General features: G+C 68.9%; 4 protein-coding genes. 1 reads left to right on the forward strand and 3 read right to left on the reverse strand.

The annotated features are described in order from the left end of the window. Positions 1 to 15090 (forward strand): non-ribosomal peptide synthase/polyketide synthase, encoded by a 15090-nt coding sequence (locus ACZ50Q_RS08440; RefSeq protein WP_464081172.1) that lies wholly within the window; start codon positions 1 to 3, stop codon positions 15088 to 15090. Between the two features lie 78 nt (positions 15091 to 15168). Here ACZ50Q_RS08440 and ACZ50Q_RS08445 read toward each other — a convergent pair whose 3' ends face one another. From ACZ50Q_RS08445 to ACZ50Q_RS08455, 3 genes are read right to left on the reverse strand one after another with little or no spacing between them, the layout of a single operon-like run. Beyond that, positions 15169 to 16131 (reverse strand): alpha/beta hydrolase, encoded by a 963-nt coding sequence (locus ACZ50Q_RS08445; protein WP_464081173.1) that lies wholly within the window; start codon positions 16129 to 16131, stop codon positions 15169 to 15171. After that, a complete protein-coding gene (locus ACZ50Q_RS08450) occupies positions 16131 to 18278 on the reverse strand; it encodes a TonB-dependent siderophore receptor (protein ID WP_464081174.1) in 2148 nt (715 codons plus the stop codon). The genes ACZ50Q_RS08445 and ACZ50Q_RS08450 overlap by 1 nt, the downstream gene beginning before the upstream one ends. 42 nt (positions 18279 to 18320) lie before the next feature. After that, on the reverse strand, positions 18321 to 19763 hold the full coding sequence (locus tag ACZ50Q_RS08455; protein WP_464081175.1) for a diaminobutyrate--2-oxoglutarate transaminase: 1443 nt from the start codon (positions 19761 to 19763) through the stop codon (positions 18321 to 18323). Between the last annotated feature and the right edge of the window lie 13 nt (positions 19764 to 19776).

Raw genomic sequence — 19776 nt, forward strand, 5'->3', positions numbered from 1 at the left:
ATGGCAATCGATCCCCGCACGCTGGCCGAACGCATCGCGCAGCTTGACGCACAGCAGCGCCAGACCTTGCTGGCCAAGCTGGTTGCCCAGGGCATCGACCCCGGCGGCCTGCCGATCGTGCCGTTTCCGGACGTCGCGGCGTACCCGCTGTCGTATGCACAGCAGGGGCTGTGGCTGACGTGGCGCATGGAACCGGAGTCGTGCGCCTACAACATGTCGGGCGTGATGGCCCTGCGCGGCGCCTTGCAGCCCGAGTCGCTGCGCCGGGCCGTGCAGGCGCTGGCCGAGCGGCATGCCGTGCTGCGCAGCGTCTTCGAGGTGGACGTGAGCGACACGCCGACGCAGCGGATCTTGCCGGATGCGTTCGCCGCCTGGCGGCACGAGACCGTGGAACAGGTGGCCGGCGACGCGCGCGTAGCGGCGGCGCGCGCCCTGTGCCAGGAAGATGCGACGCGGCCTTTCGACCTGACGCGTGCGCCGGCGTGGCGGGTCACGTTGATATCGCTGTCGGCTGACGAGCATTGGCTGTCGTTGACGATGCACCACATTCTGGCGGACGGCTGGTCGCAGGCCATCCTGCTGCGCGAGCTGGCGGCGCTTTACGAGGCGCAAACCCACGGGCGGGCGCCCGCGCTGCCAGCGCTGCCCATCCAGTTCGGCGATTACGCGCTGTGGCAGCGTGAATGGTATGCCGCCAGCCAATTGCCGACGCAGCTGCAATACTGGCGCGAGCGCCTGGGCCAGGACCCCGAGCCGCTGCGGCTGCCGCTGGATCGGCCCAGGCCGGCGCGCCGCGATGCGGCGGCGGGCGCCTGCACCCTGACCTTGCCGGCCGATCTGGCCGCGTCGGCGCGGGCCCTGGCGCAGCGCTGCGGCGCGTCCGTGTTCATGACCTTGCTGGCGGCCTTCAAGCTGACGCTGGCGCGCTATTGCGGGCAGGAAGACATCGTGGTGGGTGCGCCGCTGGTCAATCGCGTCCGGCGCGAAACGCATGGGCTGATCGGCTACCTGACCAATATGAGCGTGCTGCGCACGCAGGTGGATGCCGGCCAGGGCATGGCGGCGCTGGTCGGGGCGGTGCGCGGGACGCTGCTGGATGCGCAGGCCAACCAGGATTGCCCGTATGACCTGCTGGTTTCCGAGCTCGTGTCCACGCGGACGCCGGGCTTGAACCCGCTGTTCCAGGTCAAATGCACCGAGCAGGCGGATTCGGCCGACGCCATGCCCGCACGCTTCGCGGACCTGGCGATGCGGGGCGTGGACGATGCGGCGCGCCGGGAGGCGCACTTTGACCTGAGCCTGGACGTCACGATCCGGCGCGATGAGATCCGCTGCCAGTTCGACTATGCGCAAGACATCTTCGATGCTGACACCATTGCACGGATGGCGCAGGCCTACGCGGCGCTGCTGCGCCAGGGAGCGGCCCAGCCGGACCTGCCGGTGGCGCTGCTCGACATCCCGGCGGACGCCAGCAGGCTCGATGGCGAAGCCGCGCAGTGGGAAGACCGCGATCTGCTTGCCCTGTGGACGCGCTCGGCGGCGCGGCAGCCGGGCGGCATCGCCCTGCAAGAGGATGCGCTGGCATTGAGCCATGCGGAGCTGGAACAGGCCGTGCAACGCCTGGCCGGACAGTTGCAGGCCCGTGGCGTGGCGGCGGACGTGCGCGTGGCGGTCCACGCGCCGCGCGGCAGCGGCTTCGTGATTGCCATGCTGGCCGTGTTGCGGGCAGGCGGCGCGTATGTCCCGCTGGATCCGGCCTTGCCGCAGGAACGGCTGAAGCATGTGGCGCAAGACTGCGGCGCGGCCCTGATCCTGAGCGATGCGGACACGGCATGGGCGCCGGAGATCCCGCGCCTGCCCATCAGCGCGTCGCTTCTGCCGGATCCGTCCGCGCCGGCATCGACGTGGGCCCCCGTGCATCCGGATCAGGCGGCCTACGTGATCTACACGTCGGGCTCGACCGGCGTGCCCAAGGGGGTGGTGGTCAGCCGGGGCGCCCTGAGCAACTACGTGCAGGGCATGCTGCACCGTTTTGCGCTGCCCGGTTCGGCCCGCGCCATGGCCATGGTGTCGACGGTGTCCGCGGACCTGGGGCATACGACCCTGTACGGCGCATTGTGCACCGGCTGCACGCTGCACCTGGTCACGCAGGACTGCGTGTTCGACCCCGACCGCTTCGCCGCCTATATGGCGCAGCACCAGGTGGATGTGCTGAAGATCGTGCCCAGCCACTTGCAGGCCTTGTTGCAGGCGGCGCGGCCCGCCGACGTGCTGCCGCGCCACACGCTGGTGCTGGGCGGCGAGGCAAGCTCGCGCGCCCTGCTGGACCGCGTGGCGGCGCTGGCGCCGCAGTGCCGGGTGGTCAACCACTACGGCCCCACGGAAACGACGGTCGGTGCGTTGACGCAGGCAGCGGCGCAGGCGCAATTCGGCCCGTTGCAGGCGTTGCCGATCGGCGCGCCGTTGCCCAATATGCAGGCCTATGTGTTGGATGCCTGGCTGAACCCGGTGCCGCGGGGCGCCGAGGGTGAACTGTATCTGGCGGGCGCGGGCGTTGCCCGGGGGTATCTGGGACGCCCCGGCCTGACGGCCGACCGCTATGTGCCAAGCCCTTACGTGCCGGGTCAACGCATGTACAGAACGGGCGACCGGGTGCGGCAGCGTGGCGACGGCAGCCTGGTGTTCCTGGGACGCATGGACGATCAGGTGAAGATCCGCGGCTACCGCGTCGAACCCGGCGAGGTCGCGGTGGCGTTGCGCGGCTTGCCCGGCGTGGCCGACTGCGCCGTGGTGGCGCGGGGCGAGGACGATGCAGACGCCACCCGGCTGCAACTGCACGCGTATGTCGTGGCGCGCCAGGGCGCGGTCATCGATGGCGCGGCGCTGCGCGACGCGCTCGCCGCCTGCTTGCCCGACTACATGGTGCCGGCGACATTCACGTTGCTGGACGCGCTGCCGCTCAATGCCAACGGCAAGCTCGACCGCCGCGCGCTGCCGGCGCCGCGGACGCTGGAGCCGGCGCGCGATACGGCGGCGGACGCGCCGGTCGGTCCCGTCGAAACGGCGCTTGCGGCAATCTGGGCCGAGGTGCTGGGCGTGGCCGAAGTGGGGCGGTCGGACAACTTCTTTGAACTGGGCGGCGACTCCATCCTGAGCCTGAAGGTGATGGCGCGCGCGCGGCGGCAGAAGCTGGCCATCAAGCCGCGCCAGCTCTTCGACCATCAGACGCTGCAAGCGCTGGCGGCAGCGATCAGCCCGCCCACGGCCGCCACGGCGGCGGATCCGCCTGAGGAGGCGGCGCCGGTGAACGAACCCGTCGCCCGGTCCGGCGCCGACGCGGTCGGCGTGTTGTCGCACGCGCAGCAGCGCCAGTGGTTCCTGTGGCGCATGGATCCGGACAGCACGGCCTACCACGTCAATGGCGCGCTGCACCTGCGCGGCACGTTGGACCGCGACGCGCTGAACGCCGCGTTCAATGATCTGGTGCGGCGTCACGCCAGCCTGCGCACGCGCTTTCTGGCTACCGCCGACGGACAGGCGCAGGCCGTGGTTGCCGACCCGGGGCCGGTCACGTTGCTGATGCACGATGCGCACACGCCGGTGGACGCGCTGGCGTGCGCACAGGCTTGGGTCGGCACGCCGTTCGACCTGGAAGCCGGCCCCCTGCTGCGGCTGGGGCTGATCCGGCAGGCCGAGGACGATCATGTGCTGGTGGTGGTAATGCACCACATCGTGTCGGACGGCTGGTCGATGCAGATCATCGTGGAGGAGTTCACCGAGCTCTACCGCGCGTATGTGGAAAGGCGGCCGGCGGCCTTGGCCGCCCTGCCCATTGCGTACACGGATTATGCGGCGTGGCAGCGGCGATGGCTGGCTGAGGGGGAAGGCGCGCGGCAGCGAGCGCACTGGGTGCAGCGCCTGGGCGGCGCGCAGCCGGTGCTTCAGCTGCCCGCCGATGGCGTGCGCCGACCGGGAGCGCAGTATCGGGCGGCGCGGCACACGTTCTATCTGACGGAGCAGGCGGCGCGCGAGTTGCGCGCCACCGCCCAGGCGCGGCAGGCCACCCTGTTTGCGGCGCTGCTGGCAGGGTTTCAGGCGGTATTGCAGCGCTACAGCGGTGAGACGGACATCCGCGTCGGCACACCGATCGCGAACCGCCATCGCGGCAACACGGACCGGGTGGTGGGGTTCTTCGTCAACACGCAGGTGCTGCGCGCCGATTGCTCGCCAGGCGTCACGCTGGACGGCCTGCTGTTGCAGGCGCGGGATGCGGCGCGCGAGGCCCAGGCGCATCAGGATCTGCCATTCGAACAGTTGGTCGACGCCCTGCAGCCCGAGCGCGACGGCCATAGCCCGTTGTTCCAGGTGCTGTTTAACCACCAGCGACCAGATTATCGCGGCTTGCAGGCGCTGCCCGGCTTGCGCGTCACGGATTACGCCTTCGGCGAACAGGCCGCGCAGTTCGAGCTCAGTTGCAACACGGCGGAGTTGACTGACGGCCGAGTGCAGGTGACGCTGCTGTACGCGCAAGAACTGTTCGACGCGCGCACCATGTCGCAATTGGCCGGCCATTACGCCGCCGCGCTCCAGGCGCTGGTCAGCGACCCGTCGCTGCGCGTGGACCGCGTTGCCTTGTTGTCGCCCCGAGAGCGCGCCAGCCTGCGCGCCTGGAGCGGTGCGCCGCCCGCGCGGCCGGCGGCTGACGAGGCCTTTGGGGCGGCCACGATCCACGGATTGATCGAAGCGGCAGCGCGCGCCCGCCCGGACGCGCCGGCCCTGACGATAGACGGCCAAACGCTGACCTACGCGGAATTCAACGCGCGCGCCAACCGGCTGGCGCATCGGCTGATCGCCACGGGGGTGCGCCCGGAAGCCAAGGTGGGCATCGCGCTGGCGCGATCCGCCGACATGGTGATCGCCATGGTCGCGGTGCTGAAGGCGGGCGGCGCGTATGTGCCGCTGGACCCGGACTATCCCGAAGACCGCCTGCGTTTCATGGCGCAGGACAGCGGCGTGTCGGTGGTGCTGACCGAATCCACGCAGCACGACCGCCTGCCCTGGCTGGCGTCCGCGCTGCCGGATGTCGCGGTGCTGAACCTGGACGCGCTGGCGCTGGAGGCCAGCCCGGCGCACGACCCTGCTGCGCGGACCCACCCCCAGCATCTGGCCTATGTGATCTATACGTCCGGCTCGACGGGCCGGCCCAAGGGCGCGCAACTGTGCCACCGCCAAGTGTGCCGGTTGCTGTCGCAGACGGCGGACTGGTTTGCCTTTGGCGCGGCCGACGTGTGGACGCTGTTCCATTCCTACGCCTTCGACTTCTCGGTGTGGGAAGTGTTTGGCGCGCTATGCACCGGTGGCCGGCTGGTGGTGGTGCCGCATGCCGTCAGCCGGGATCCCGAGGCGTTCCTGGCGCTGCTGCGGCGCGAGCAGGTGACCGTGCTGAACCAGACGCCTTCGGCGTTCCTGCAATTGATGCAGACGCCGGGGCTGTACGAGTCGGCCGCTGCCGCGTCGGGGCTCGCGTTGCGGCAGGTGATATTCGGCGGCGAGGCGTTGGAGCCGCGCAAGCTGCAACGTTGGTTCGACCACTTCGGCGACCAGTCGCCGGCACTGGTCAACATGTATGGCATTACCGAAACGACGGTGCATGTGACCTATCGCCGTCTGACCCTGGCCGACGTGGCGGCGGGCGGCAGCCCGATCGGCGCGCGCATCCCCGACCTGGCGCTGCATGTGCTGGATAGCGAACTGAACGTGGCGCCGATCGGCGTGCCCGGTGAACTCCATGTCAGCGGCGCCGGGTTGGCGCGCGGCTATCTGAACCGGGCGGGCTTGACCGCCGAGCGCTTCATTGCGGATCCCCAGGGGAGCGGCCAGCGCCTGTACCGCACGGGCGACCTGGTGCGGTGGACGCAGGACGGCCAGTTGGAGTACCTGGGCCGGATCGACCAGCAGGTGAAGATACGCGGATTCCGAATCGAACTGGGCGAGATCGAAGCCAGCCTGCTGTCTCACCCGGCCGTGGAGCAGGCGGCGGTGCTGGCGCAGGACGGCCCGTCGGGTGCGCGGCTGGTGGCGTATGTCGCGCCCGCAGACGTGGACACCACCGCGCTGCGCAGCGCATTGTCGGCCGCGTTGCCCGACTACATGGTGCCGGCGGCCTTCGTCACGCTGGACGCCTTGCCCGTGAACGCCAACGGCAAGCTGGACCGCAAGGCCCTGCCCAAGGCCGAGTTCGCGGCCAGTCAGGGCTACACCTCGCCCGAAGGCGAGGTGGAAATCGCGCTGGCCGCCATCTGGTCGCAGGTGCTGGGCGCGGCGCAGGTGGGCCGCCACGACAACTTCTTTGAACTGGGCGGCGACTCGATCCTGAGCCTGCAGATCGTGGCGCGCTTGCGCCAGGCGGGCTGGCAGGTCACGCCGCGTCAGGTGTTCGAGCGGCAGACCGTGGCCGATCTGGCCAGCGTGGCGGTGGCCGCGCAGGCGCAGGACGCCACCGACGAGGCGGACGGCGACGTGCCGCTGCTGCCGATCCAGGCGGCCTTCCTGGCATTGCCGCTGGCGTCCCACAACCATTGGAACCAGGCCGTGCTGCTGCATGGCGACGCGCCTGTCGATGCGCAAGCGCTGTCCGCCGCCTTGCAGGCCGTGGCTACGCAGCACGCCGCCCTGCGTCTGCGTTTCAAGCGCGAAGACGGCGCGTGGCGCCAGCGCTATGAGGCTGCCCCGGACAGGGCGGACATGCTGTGGCAACGCAGCAATGTGCCGGTGGCCGACATCGAGGCGCAGTGCGACGCCGCGCAGCGCAGCCTGGACATCGAGCACGGCCCCTTGCTGCGCGCCGTGCTGATGCAGGTTGCCGATGGCACGTCGCGCGTGCTGCTGGTCATCCATCACCTGGCGGTGGACGGCGTGTCATGGCGGGTGCTGCTGGCGGACCTGCAACTGGCCTACACCCAGGCGCGGGCGGGCGGGGCGATCACGCTGCCCGCGCGGTCGGCCAGCTTCGGCGCGTGGGCGCGGCGCTTGCTGGACTCGCGCGCGGCGTATGAACCGGAACGGGATTATTGGCGCGCGCTGCCGGCGGGCGATGCCTTGCAGTGCGACAACGCGCAGGGCGCGAACCGCGTCGGCGACCAGCAGCGCGTTGCGCTGGCGCTGGACCGGGCCACGACCCAGGCGCTGCTCAAGGATGCGCCGGGCGCGTACCGCACGCAGGTCAATGACCTGCTGCTGGCCGCGCTGGCGCAGGCGCTGGGCGAGTGGGGCGGGTTGAATCAGGTGCGCATCGACCTGGAAGGCCACGGCCGCGAAGACGCGACGGGCGAACTGGACCTGTCGCGCACGGTGGGCTGGTTCACCAGCGTGTACCCCGTGGTGCTGGACACGCAAGGCGAGCCCGGGGAACGGCTGATGCGCGTGAAGGAAGCGCTGCGCGCCGTGCCCTCGCAAGGCCTGGGGTATGGCGTGCTGGCTGATACGTGGTCCAACCCACCGCAAGCCCCGGTCCTGTTCAACTACCTGGGCCAATTCGAGACGGTGACCGCAGGCGATGCCGGCTGGCGCATCGCCGCCGAATCGCCCGGGGCGGGCCAGGACGAGGCCGCGCCGCTGGGCCACGAGCTGACCTTCAACGGTCAGGTTCATGACGGGCAGCTGCGTATGTCGCTGGGCTATAGCGGCAAGCGTCACGAACCTGCCCGAATGCAGGCGCTTGCGCGGCACTTTGAAGCGGCCTTGCGCGCGCTGGTGGCGCATTGCGTGAGCGGCGTGCACGGGGTGACGCCGTCGGACTTCCCGTTGGCGGGCTTGACCTGGGACGCCCTGCGTGCGCTGGACATACCCGCGCCGTCGACGCAATGGCAAGACATCTATCCCGTGACGCCGATGCAGGCGGGCATGCTGTTTCACAGCGTGTGGGACGCGGCGGCAGACGAAGGACAGCCGCCGGCCTATGTAAACCAGTTGCGCGTCGATATCAACGGGCTGGACGTGGAACGCTTCCGTGCGGCGTGGGCGGCGGCGCTGGCGCGCCACGACGTACTGCGCACCGGCTTTGTGCAACGGGCGGGCGCGCCGCTGCAGTGGGTGGCGCGCGAAGTGGATTTGCCCTACACGGTGATCGATGCGCGCGCGGCGCAGCCGGGGTCGGAACCGACATCGACCTTGCGCGCTCGGCTGGACGCCATCGCGCAGGGTGACCTGGCGCGGGGCTTCGACCTGAGCCGGCCCCCGCTGCTGCGCCTGACCTTGGCGCGCATATCGGACACCGCCTATCACCTGGTGTGGACGCATCATCATCTGCTGCTTGACGGTTGGAGCGTGTCGCAATTGTTGGGCGAAGTGCTGAGCGCGTATGCGGCGCAACCCGTATCACGGGGCGGCGGCCGTTACCGCGACTTCCTGGCATGGTTGGCGACGCGAGACGCCGTGGCGATCGAGCGGTATTGGAAAGCGGCACTACGCGAACTGGACGCGCCTACGCTGCTGGCTCCCGCTTCAGGCGGGGCGGCCCGCGGCGCGGGCCACGAAGACGTGCTGGCCGGCTGGGATGCGGCGGCGAGCGAGGACTTGGCAGCCTATGCGCGGCGCGAGCGCATCACGGTCAACACCGTGGTGCAGGCGGCATGGGCCCTGGTGTTGGCGCAAGCCACAGGGCAGGGCACGGTGGCGTTTGGCGCGACGACCTCGGGTCGTCCCGACAGCCTGCCGGGTGCGCAGCAAACGCTGGGCTTGTTTATCAATACCCTGCCGGTCATCGTGCCGACGCGGGTTGACGCCACGGCGGGCGATTGGCTGCGGACGCTGCAGGCGCAGAACGTGGCGTCGCGCGAAGTGGAACACACGCCGCTTGCCGACGTGCAGCGTTGGGCCGGGGCCAACGGCCAGGCGCTGTTCGATACCTTGCTGGTGTTCGAGAATTATCCGGTCGATGCCGCCTTGCACGCCGGCGCGCCTGCCGGCCTGCGATTCGAAGGCTTGACGCATCGGGACCAGGCCAGCTACGCGCTGTCGTTGGTGGTGGCCATGCGCGACAAGCTGGAACTGCGCTTTACCTACGACCGGGCGCAATTTGGCCGGTCCGCCATTGACCGCCTGGCGGCGCGCATGGACCTGGCCTTGCGCGAGCTGATGCATGCCCCGGCGGAGCCCATCGCGGGTGTGCGGATTCTGCCGGAAGCGGATCTGCGCTTGCAGAAGCAATGGGAGCGCGGCCAGCCGCTGGCCGACGCCGTGGCTGCGGAATTTGGCGCCTTGCCGGTGCATCGCCAGTTTGAACGGCAGGCGCGTCAATGGCCCGACCGCGTCGCGGTGACGTGCTTTGACGCGTCCCTGACCTATGGCGAACTGGACCGCCGCGCGAACCAGTTGGCGCATCGCTTGCGGGTCCTGGGCGTACAGGCCGAAGACCGCGTGGGGATAGCCGCCGAACGGTCGCTGGACCTGGTGGTGGCGCTGCTGGCGGTGCTGAAGGCGGGCGCGGCCTACGTGCCGCTGGACCCGGACTACCCGGATGATCGCCTGGCGTACATGCTGCAAGACAGCGGCGTGTCGCTGTTGCTGACGCAGACGGCCCTGGCGGCGCGGATGGGCGCGCTGTCGCCGTCGACGACCCTGTTGGCGCTGGACCAGCTGGAGGTGTCGTCCGAACCGATGACCGCACCCGACGCGCCGCACCACGCGGAGAGCCTTGCCTACGTCATCTACACCTCGGGCTCCACCGGCAAGCCCAAGGGCGCGGCCAACCGGCACGTGGCATTGACCAACCGCCTGGCGTGGATGCAGCAGGCGTACGGCCTGACGGCGGACGACGTGGTGCTGCAAAAGACCCCGTTCAGCTTCGACGTGTCGGTGTGGGAGTTCTTCTGGCCCTTGATGACCGGCGCGCGGCTTGCGTTGGCCGGGCCGGGCGAGCATCGGGATCCTGCGCGCCTGTCGGCGTTGATCCAGGAACAGGGCGTCACCACGCTGCACTTCGTGCCGTCGATGCTGCACGCCTTCATCAGCCATGCCGAACAGGCGGGCGTGGAATCATGCGCCACGTTGCGCCGCATCGTCTGCAGCGGCGAAGCGCTGGGCGCGGACCTGCAAGCGCGCTGCCTGGCGCTGCTGCCGCAGGCGGGGATGTACAACCTGTACGGCCCGACGGAAGCGGCCATCGACGTGACGCACTGGACGTGCGTGGCTGACGGCAGTGGCGTGGTGCCGATCGGCTATCCCATCGCCGGCATCCGCACGCGGGTGCTGGACGCGCAACTGAACCCCGTGCCCCTGGGCGTACCGGGCGAACTGTATCTGGGCGGGGTGGGCCTGGCGCGCGGGTATCTGAACCGCCCGGGCCTGACCGCCGACCGCTTCGTCGCGGATCCGGACGGGCAGGGCGACAGGCTGTATCGCACCGGCGACCTGGTGCGCTGGATGCAAGGCGGCCAATTGGAATACCTGGGCCGCCTGGATCATCAGGTGAAGATCCGCGGCCTGCGGATTGAACTGGGCGAGATCGAAGCCAGCCTGCTGTCCGACCCGGGCGTGGAACAAGCGGCGGTGCTGGCGCAGGACGGTCCGTCGGGTGCGCGGCTGGTGGCGTATGTCGCGCCCGCAGACGTGGACACCACCGCGCTGCGAACTGCGTTGTCGGCCGTGTTGCCGGACTACATGGTGCCTGCCGCCTTCGTCGCGCTGGACGCGTTGCCGGTCAACGCCAATGGCAAGCTGGACCGCAAGGCCCTGCCCAAGGCGGAGTTTGCCGCCAGCCAGGGCTACACGGCGCCCGAGGGCGAGGTGGAAATTGCCCTTGCCGCCATCTGGTCGCAGGTGCTGGGCCCGGCGCAGGTGGGCCGCCACGACAACTTCTTTGAACTGGGCGGCGACTCGATCCTGAGCCTGCAGATCGTGGCGCGCTTGCGCCAGGCAGGCTGGCAGGTCACGCCGCGGCAGGTGTTCGAGCGGCAGACCGTCGCCGAACTGGCCAGCGTGGCGACACCGTTGCCGCAACGCTCGCCGCAACATGCGGTGCCGCGGCAGGTGGCGCAGTCACTGGCCGATTATCCGGACGCGCCACCGCTTGACGAACTGGGTTGGACTGCCGCTAGCGTCGAGGACGTTTACCCACTGTCGCCGACGCAGGAAGGCATGTTTTTCCATACCCTGGAGGCGCCGGGAACCGGGCTGTATGTCAACCAGCTAAGCGTACGCATCGATGGCGTGGACGGTGACCGCCTGGCCGATGCGTGGCGCGCCATGGTTGTGCGCCACCCGGTTCTGCGCACGGCATTTCTTTGGCGCGCGGGCATGAAGCGCCCGTTGCAGGTGGTGCTGGCGACGGCGTCCCCCGACATCGTTCGAGAAGACTGGCGCGACCCGGCAGCCGCCGGCGAGGCCGACGGCTATGCGGCAGCTGAACTGGCGCGCCAGATGGACTTTGCGCAGGTGCGCCTGGCGCGGGTTGTGCTGATCCGGCTGGGACCAGACAGCTATCAGCTGATATGGACATATCATCATCTGTTGCTGGACGGGTGGAGCGCGTCGCGCTTGATCGGTGAATGGCTGCGGACCTACGGCGGCGAGTCGCTGCCGGCGGCAGGCCCGGGCTATGGCGACTATGCCCGCTGGCTTGGCGTGCAGGACCGCGCCGGCAGCGAGCGGTACTGGAAGGCCGAGCTGGCCGCGCTGGATGGCCCGACGCTGCTGGCGCAGGCGGCAGAGAGCATCGTGGCGCCGGCGCCAGCCCTGGCCGCTGACAGCGCGGCGCACACCCCGTACGGAAAAATCTACACCCGCCTGGACGAATCAGCCACGCAGGCGCTGCGCGCCTTGGCGCAGGCGCAGCGCGTCACCCTGAACACCGTCATCCAGGCGGCATGGGCCATCGTGCTGCAGCGCTACACGCAGCTAGACACGGTGGTGTTCGGAGCAACCGTGGCCGGCCGGCCCGCCACGCTGGCGGGCGTGGAAGACATTCTGGGCCTGTTCATCAACACGCTGCCCGTGGCGGTCACCCGCGATCCGGCGCAATCGGTTTCCGCCTATCTGCAGACCGTGCAGCAGACCAATCTGCGCTTGCGCGAGCAAGAGCACGCCGCGCTGTCGGATATCCAGCGCTGGGCCGGGTCCTCGGGCCGCCCCTTGTTCGACAGCATCGTGGTGTTCGAAAACTACCCGGTCGACGAGACGCTCAAGCGCAATCAAAGGTATGGCCTGCACTTCGGCCCGGTGGCGGGTTCCGGCCTGACGGGCTACGTCATGGACTTGCAAGTCGTGGCCAATCAGGAGTTGGAGATCGAATACTGCTACGCACGCGCCACGCTTGGCGATGCGTTGGCTGCTGGCCTGCGCGCGCAACTGGAACACGTGCTGGCGCAATTGCAGGCGGCGCCATCGCGCCCGCTCGGCGAGCTGACCTGGCTGGACGCCGCACAGCAAGCCGCCTTGGCAAGGTGGTCCGTCGATCCGGATCAACCCGTCGTCGCGGCGGGTCGGCATGGCTACGTGCACGAGCAAGTCAGCGCGCATGCGCTGGCCCGCGGGCAGGCATGCGCGCTGGCGCTTGGCGAAACCCGCATGAGCTATGCGCAATTGGACCAACACGCCAACCGCCTGGCACAGCGCCTCGTCCGCCTTGGCGTGCGGCCCGAGTCGCGCGTGGGCGTAGCGATGCCGCGGTCGCTGGATACCGTGGTGGCCTTCCTGGCGGTTCTCAAGGCGGGAGGCGCGTATGTGCCGCTGGACCTGGAGCATCCGGCGGACCGGCTGGCCTATGTGATCGACGACAGCGGCATGTCGCTCGTGATCACGGGCGCCGAGCCCCCCGGCCACCTGCCGCGCCGCGAGGGCGTGCAGGTACTGGCCTACGACGCGGCCGCCGTGGCGGACGAACCGCCGCACGATCCCGCGGTGGCGCTGTCGCCCGACAACATGGCGTACGTCATCTACACATCGGGCTCGACCGGCAAGCCCAAGGGCGTGGCCGTCACGCACGGCCCGCTTGCCATGCATTGCCGCGCGACGGCGCGCATATACGGCCTGACGCCCGATTCGCACGAGCTTCTGTTCATGTCGTTCTCGTTCGACGGCGCGCATGAGCGCTGGCTAACCGCACTGACCACCGGTGCGGAGCTGGCAGTGCGCGGCCCGGACTTGTGGACGGCCGAGCAGGCGCTGGACGCGTTGCGGCGGAACCAGACGAGCCATGCCGCGTTCCCGCCGGCGTATCTGAACCAGATGGCGGAATGGGCGGCGGCGCAAGGCGATGCGCCGCCGGTGGACCTGTACGTGTTCGGCGGCGAAGCCATGCCGCGCGCCGCGTACGAGCGCGTACGCCAGCATCTGCGGCCCAACTGGTTGATCAATGGGTACGGTCCCACGGAGACCGTAGTCACGCCCTTGATCTGGAAGACACCGGCCGACGCAAGCTTCGACTGCGCCTATGCGCCGATCGGCAAGCCCGTGGGCGCGCGCGAAGTCTACGTGCTGGATGGCGAGCTGCAACAAGTGCCTGTCGGCCATCTGGGTGAGCTTTACATCGGCGGCTACGGCGTGGCGCGGGGCTATCTGGGCCGGCCGGACCTGACGGCGGACCGTTATGTGGCCAATCCATTTGGCGAGCCCGGCACCCGCATGTATCGCAGCGGCGACATCGTGCGATGGATGGGCGACGGCAACATCGAATACGCGGGGCGCGGCGATCATCAGGTGAAGATCCGCGGATTCCGCATTGAATTGGGAGAAATCGAAACGCGCATCCTGGCGCTGGACAGCGTGGCAGAGGCGGCGGTCGTGGTGCATGAAGACGCGGGCGGCAAAAAGCTGGCGGCCTATGTCGTGCCGGCGGCGGGGGAGGGGGCCGGTCTGGCGGCCGCATTGCGTGGCCAGTTGGCCGCGCAACTGCCCGACTACATGGTGCCGTCGTCCTTCACCGTGCTGGCCGCGCTGCCCCGCCTGATCAGCGGCAAGCTGGACCGCGCCGCCTTGCCCTCCCCGCAGGCGGGCATGCAGCGCGAATTCGTGGCGCCTTCGACCGAACCGGCGCGCGTGCTGGCGGCAATCTGGCAGGACGTGCTGGGCGTGGACCGCGTGGGCCAGACCGACAACTTCTTCGAGTTGGGCGGCGATTCGCTGCTGAGCCTGAAGGTGCTGGCGCGGGTGCGGGCGTTGCGCAACCCCGAATTGAGTTTCACGCTGCGCGACCTGATGCAGCGGCCCACCATCGGCCAACTGCTGCGGCTGCAGACGGCCGAACCGGCAACGTTGCCCCTGCCCACGCCGCTGAACGGCGGGCAGGGCGCGGGCGCGCCATTGTTCTGCATCCATGCCGGCATGGGGACGCTGTTCGACTATCAGCCGCTGGCCCGGCGCCTGAATGGCGTGCGGCCGGTTTATGGATTGCCTTGCCGCATGCTGGACGATCCGGCCCATCGCGACGTTTCGCTGGAACGCATGGCGGACGATTACTGCGCGCAGATCCAGGCATTGCAGGACCAGGGACCGTATCACCTGGCCGGCTGGTCGCTGGGCGGCACGCTGGCCGCGCTGATCGCCGCGCGCCTGGAGGCGCAGGGGCAACGGGTGGCGTATGTGGGGCTGATCGATCCGTATGTGCCGGGGATGGACACCGGTCCGCTGCGGGACTGGCGCGACGACCTGCGCCGCTTTGCGGCGGTGGTCGCACCAGGTGGGCGGGCTATGCACGAAGGCGCGGCAACGCCCGCCGCCGGCCATGCCGACGAGCCGATCTCGTTGGCGGCCGCCCAGGCGCGTCTTGAGCAATGGCTGGCTACGGCCGACGCCACGCAAGGCTATGCGGGCATGGGCGCGGCCGAGCTGGCGCGCATCTTCCTGGTGGCGCGCGCCCTGCAGGCTTTGTCCTTGCAGACGGCGGCGGTGGGCGCGGTGCGGGCGCCGGCGCGCTGCTGGTGGACGCCCGCGCGCGAAGCCGTGCAGCGGCAGGCCCTGGCCGCGCAACTGCGCCAGGCGGCCCTGGATGGCCAGGAGATCGACACCGATCATTACGGCATCGTCCGCGATGCCCGGATGCTGGATCAGATGCTGGCCCAACTGTCGGCGCTGGACATGGAGGTCGCGGCATAAGAAAGGGGCCACGGCTGCCATCGCGGCCGTGACCCCTTCAAGTATGGCGCCGCCCAGGCGCCGGGACGCGTTGCGCGTTCAGGCGCCCACGGCTTTCCGCCTGAAGGCGGCGTGCAGCGCGCGCGCCAGATCGGCGCGCAGCACGGCCGTCTGTTCGACGATGTTCCCCAGCCGCGCGAAGTCATGCACCATGCCCGGGTAGATATCCAGGCGCGTGGCGACGCCCGCCTGTTCCAGCCGGCGCGCGTACGCCGTGCCTTCGTCGACCAGCAGGTCGCATTCGGCCAACGCGATATGGGCGGGTGCCACGCCGCGCAGGTCCGGATGCGCCAGCGGCGCGAAGCGCCAGTCGTCCGCGTCCTCCGGGCCGTTCAGGGTGTTTGCATACATCCAGTCCAAGGTGGCGGCTTCCAGCAGATGGCCGGTGGCATAGCGATGCTTGGACGGAAAATTGGGGCTGGCGCTGGTGCACGGGTACAGCAGCAGTTGCAGCACAGGCGCCACGCCGCCCGCGTCGCGCGCGTGCAGGCTCAACGCGGCGGCGAGCGAGCCGCCGACACTGTCTCCGCCCACGGCCATGCGGCCTGGACGCCAGCCCAGCGGCGCGCCGGGCGCCTGGAGCCACGTCCACGCATCCAGCGCGTCCAGGAAGGCGGTGGGAAAGCGGTGCTCCGGCGCCCGCCGGTAGTCCAGCGCCAGCACCGCGCAGGGCGTCAGCGCCGCCAGATCCCGGCACAGGGAGTCATGGGACTCCAGGCCACCCAGGCAATACCCGCCACCATGCAGGAATAACAGGAGCGGCAGGTCGGAATGGTCCGCCGGCCCGGGCCGGTACAAGCGCGCGGGCAGGCTTGCGCCGTCCCGCGCCGGCACTTTCAGGTCTTGCGTCAGGACGCGCGGGTCGCCCGGCGCGTCCAGCATGGGCGTGGCCGCGTCGTAGTCCGCGCGGGCTTGCGCGATGCCGACCTCCTGCATGGGCGGATTGCCGGCCGCCGCCACCAGGTCCAGAAACGCGGCCAGCTCGGGATGCGGCGCGCCCATCACCAGCGGTACGCCACCGACGCAAGCACCGTGCGTTCCAGGCCGTAGCGGCAGTTCACGGTGTTGTTGCGGCAGACAACCGTTTCCTTGTTGAACAGGTTCGTCGCGTCCACGGCGAAGCGCCAGTTGCGCAACTGGTAGTGCAGGCCGGCATCGACCATGAACGACGAGCCGTTTTCGATGGTATTGGCGACATTGACGTAGGTCTTGCCCACATAGCGCACGCCGACTCCCATGCCCAGCCCTTGCAGCACGGTGTCGGTCAGCGTGTAGTTGAACCAGGCCGAGGCCATGTGGCGCGGCGTGACGATGGGCGTGTTGCCCACTTCGGCCGGGTTGTTGCTCTTGGTCACCTTCACGTCATTCAAGGTATAGGACGCCAGCACATCCAGCCCCCGCGTCAGGTTGGCCTTGCCTTCCAACTCGATGCCGCGCGACTCGATCTCGCCCGTCTGCACGCTGAAGTTCGTATTGCGCGGATCCGGCGTGAGCGCGTTGCGTTGCGTCAGGTCGAACACCGACAGCGCGACCAGGCTGTTCGAGCCCGGCGGCTGGTACTTCACGCCGAACTCATACTGCTCGCCCTTGGTGGGCTTGAACGGCGTGCTGTCCATGCTGACGCCAATCTGCGGCAGGAACGACGTGGAATAGCTCACGTAGGGTGTGATGCCCGAGTCGAACAGGTAGGCCAGTCCCATGCGCCCGGTGAACGCGGTGTCCTGCTGGCGCACGGTGTTCTCGGTCAGCCGGTTATTGCTGGAACTGCGCGCCCAATCCTGGCGCGCGCCCAATGTCACCACGACCTTGTCCGCCCTGATCTGGTCCTGCAGGTAGATGCCCAACTGCCGGTTCACATCCTTCTGGTCGATGATGGTGTTGGCGGCGGACGGATACGGGATGTCCTGGTCGTAGACCGGATTTTCCAGGTCCAGGTTTGGCGCGAGGCCCTGGCGATACCATTGCTGGCCATCCTGGAACTTGTAGTCCAGGCCCGCCAACAGGGTGTGCGAGACGCGGCCCAGGTTGAACTTGTACTCGGCCTGCGTGTCGACGACCACGCCATCCATGCTTTCCTTGGACACCAGCGCATAACGGCTGATGGTGTGGCCGTCGGCCAGCAGCCGCAGGTTGTAGAGGTCGCGCTGATCCAGCTTGCCGTGCTGGTAGCGGGCATTCTGGCGCAGCGTCAGCGCGTCATTGACTCGGTGTTCAAGGATGTAGCCGATGGCATATTGCTTGCGGTCGTACTTGTTGAAGCCATAGTCGCCCACCGGTACGTGCGTCGGGTAGACCGGGCGGGATTCTCCGTCGGTCTGGTCGTGCTGGTAGCTTGTCAGCAACGTGAAGCTGGTGTCCGAGTTCGGGCGCCACGTGAAGGCCGGGGCGATGTACCCCAGGTCGTCGGGGTAGCGGTGGTCGCTGTCGTATTTGACCTGGGTTCCTCCGTTGCGAAGAATCCCGGTCAGGCGGTACAGGTACTTGCCCTCGTCATCGATGGGCCCGCCGAAGTCGACCGCGGCCTGGCGCCGGTCGAAGCTGCCGCCCTGCAGGACGATTTCGCCGAAGGACTCGGCAGTGGGCCGCTTGGTGACGCGATTAACCAGTCCGCCCGGGGCGACCTGGCCGTACAGCACCGACGACGGGCCGCGAAGGACCTCCACGCGTTCCAGCGCGTATGGATCGGTGCGCGCGCGGATCTGGTCGTAGGGAAGCTGGCTGAGACCGTCGCGGAAATCGCCCGTGATCTTGGCATCAAAGCCGCGCAGCACGATCCAGTCGTTGCGAACCTCGGCGCCGCCGAAGTTGCTGATCTGCACACCGGGCACATACTGGATTGCCTGCGACACGGTCTGCACGCCACGGTCCAGCATTTCCTGCGCGCCCACCACGGAAATGGATTGCGGAATCTCCCGCAGTTCGGTCGGCGTCTTGCTTCCCGTCAACGTTTCTTTCGCCACATACCCGTTCAAGGGGCCGGTCGCGGCCTCCATCGCGTCTGCCCGGACGCGGATGGCGGGTAGCGTCGGCGTGGCGCTGTCGGTGGTCTGTTGCGCCTGGATGGGCATGCTGACGGCCAATCCCAGGAGCAGGGGATAGCGCAGTTGGCGTGGTGCGCGCGGACGCGACGTGGTGCGAGGTGTTTTCATGGTCTTCTGTGCAATGTCGGGCTCGATAAGGGGCCCGTTGTTTTAAGTTTGACTGCGGTTTGTGCGAAAGGCCGCTTCCCCTTGGGCATGCAGCGCGGCTCTCAGGGAAGCTTCAAAAATCTCGAATACGCGATCAATCTGGCGCGCGGTGATGATCAGCGGCGGCAGAAAGCGGACGACGCTGCCATGGCGGCCGCCCAGTTCGATGATCAGGCCGCGGCGCAGGCACTCGGCCTGCACGGCGCAGGCCAGTCGGGGCGCGGCGGGTTGGGGCATGCCGGCGGGAAGCGAGGGTTCGACCAGTTCCACGCCCAGCATCAGGCCGCGGCCGCGCACGTCCCCCACTTCGGCATGGTCGCGCTGCAATTGCAGAAGCAGGCCGGTCAGCCGTTCGCCCATCGCCTGGGCATGCTCGGCCAGGCCTTCTGTGCGCAGCACGTTCATGGTGGCGGATCCCGCGGCCATGGCCAGCTGATTGCCACGGAAGGTGCCGGCGTGCGTGCCGCTTTCCCATTGATCCAGGCTGTCGCGGTACACCAACACCGACATCGGCAGCCCGCCGCCTATGGCTTTGGACATCACCACCACGTCCGGTTCGATGTCGGCGTGTTCGAAGGCGAACATGCGGCCGGTGCGGCCGAAGCCAGACTGGACCTCGTCCAGGATCATCGGAACGCTCGCCGCACGCGTCAGCGCGCGCAGGCCCTGCAGCCATTGCAGCGGTGCGGGGATGACGCCGCCCTCGCCCTGGACGGCCTCCAGGATCATGCCCGCGGCCTGAGGGACGCCGCCTTCAGGATCGTTCAGGACCGTGCCGATGTACTGAAGCCCGGCCTGCACGCCGGCGCTGCCGGCCAGCCCGAACGGGCAGCGGTACTGGTACGCGTAGGGCAGAAACTGCACGCCGGCCAATGGGGAACGCAGGGATTGCTTGGGCCTGACGTTGCCCATCAATTGCAATGCGCCTTGCGTCATGCCGTGATATGCGCCCTGGAACGCGAGGATGTCCGCGCGGCCGGTCGCGGTCTTGACCAGCTTGAGCGCCGCCTCGATCGCGTCGGCCCCGGTCGGGCCGCAGAACTGGATCTTGGCATTGCGCGAGAAGCCCGCCGGCAGCAGGTCGAACAAGTCCCGCATGAAGCGGTCCTTCACGGGCGTGGTCAGGTCCAGCGTCAGCAACGGCAGGTCGGCCGTCAAGGCCGCCTCGATGGCCTCGGTCACCGCCGGGTGGTTGTGCCCCAGCGCCAACGAGCCGGCGCCCGCCAGGCAGTCAATGAACACGCGGCCTTCAATGTCCTCGACGTAAATTCCCTTGGCCCGCTTGAGCGCCAGCGGGATGCGCCGGGGATAGCTGCGCGCGTTCGATTCGCGCTGCTCCTGGTATTGCAGCAGCGTGTTGCCTCCCAGGGTGTAGGGGGCCGTAAGCGCATCATGCTTACGCGCCAGATCCTGGTCTGCCTGCGCGGCGATGGGGGAGTAAGCCATGGTGATATGCCTT

The organism is Achromobacter sp. T5-5, assembly GCF_055397965.1.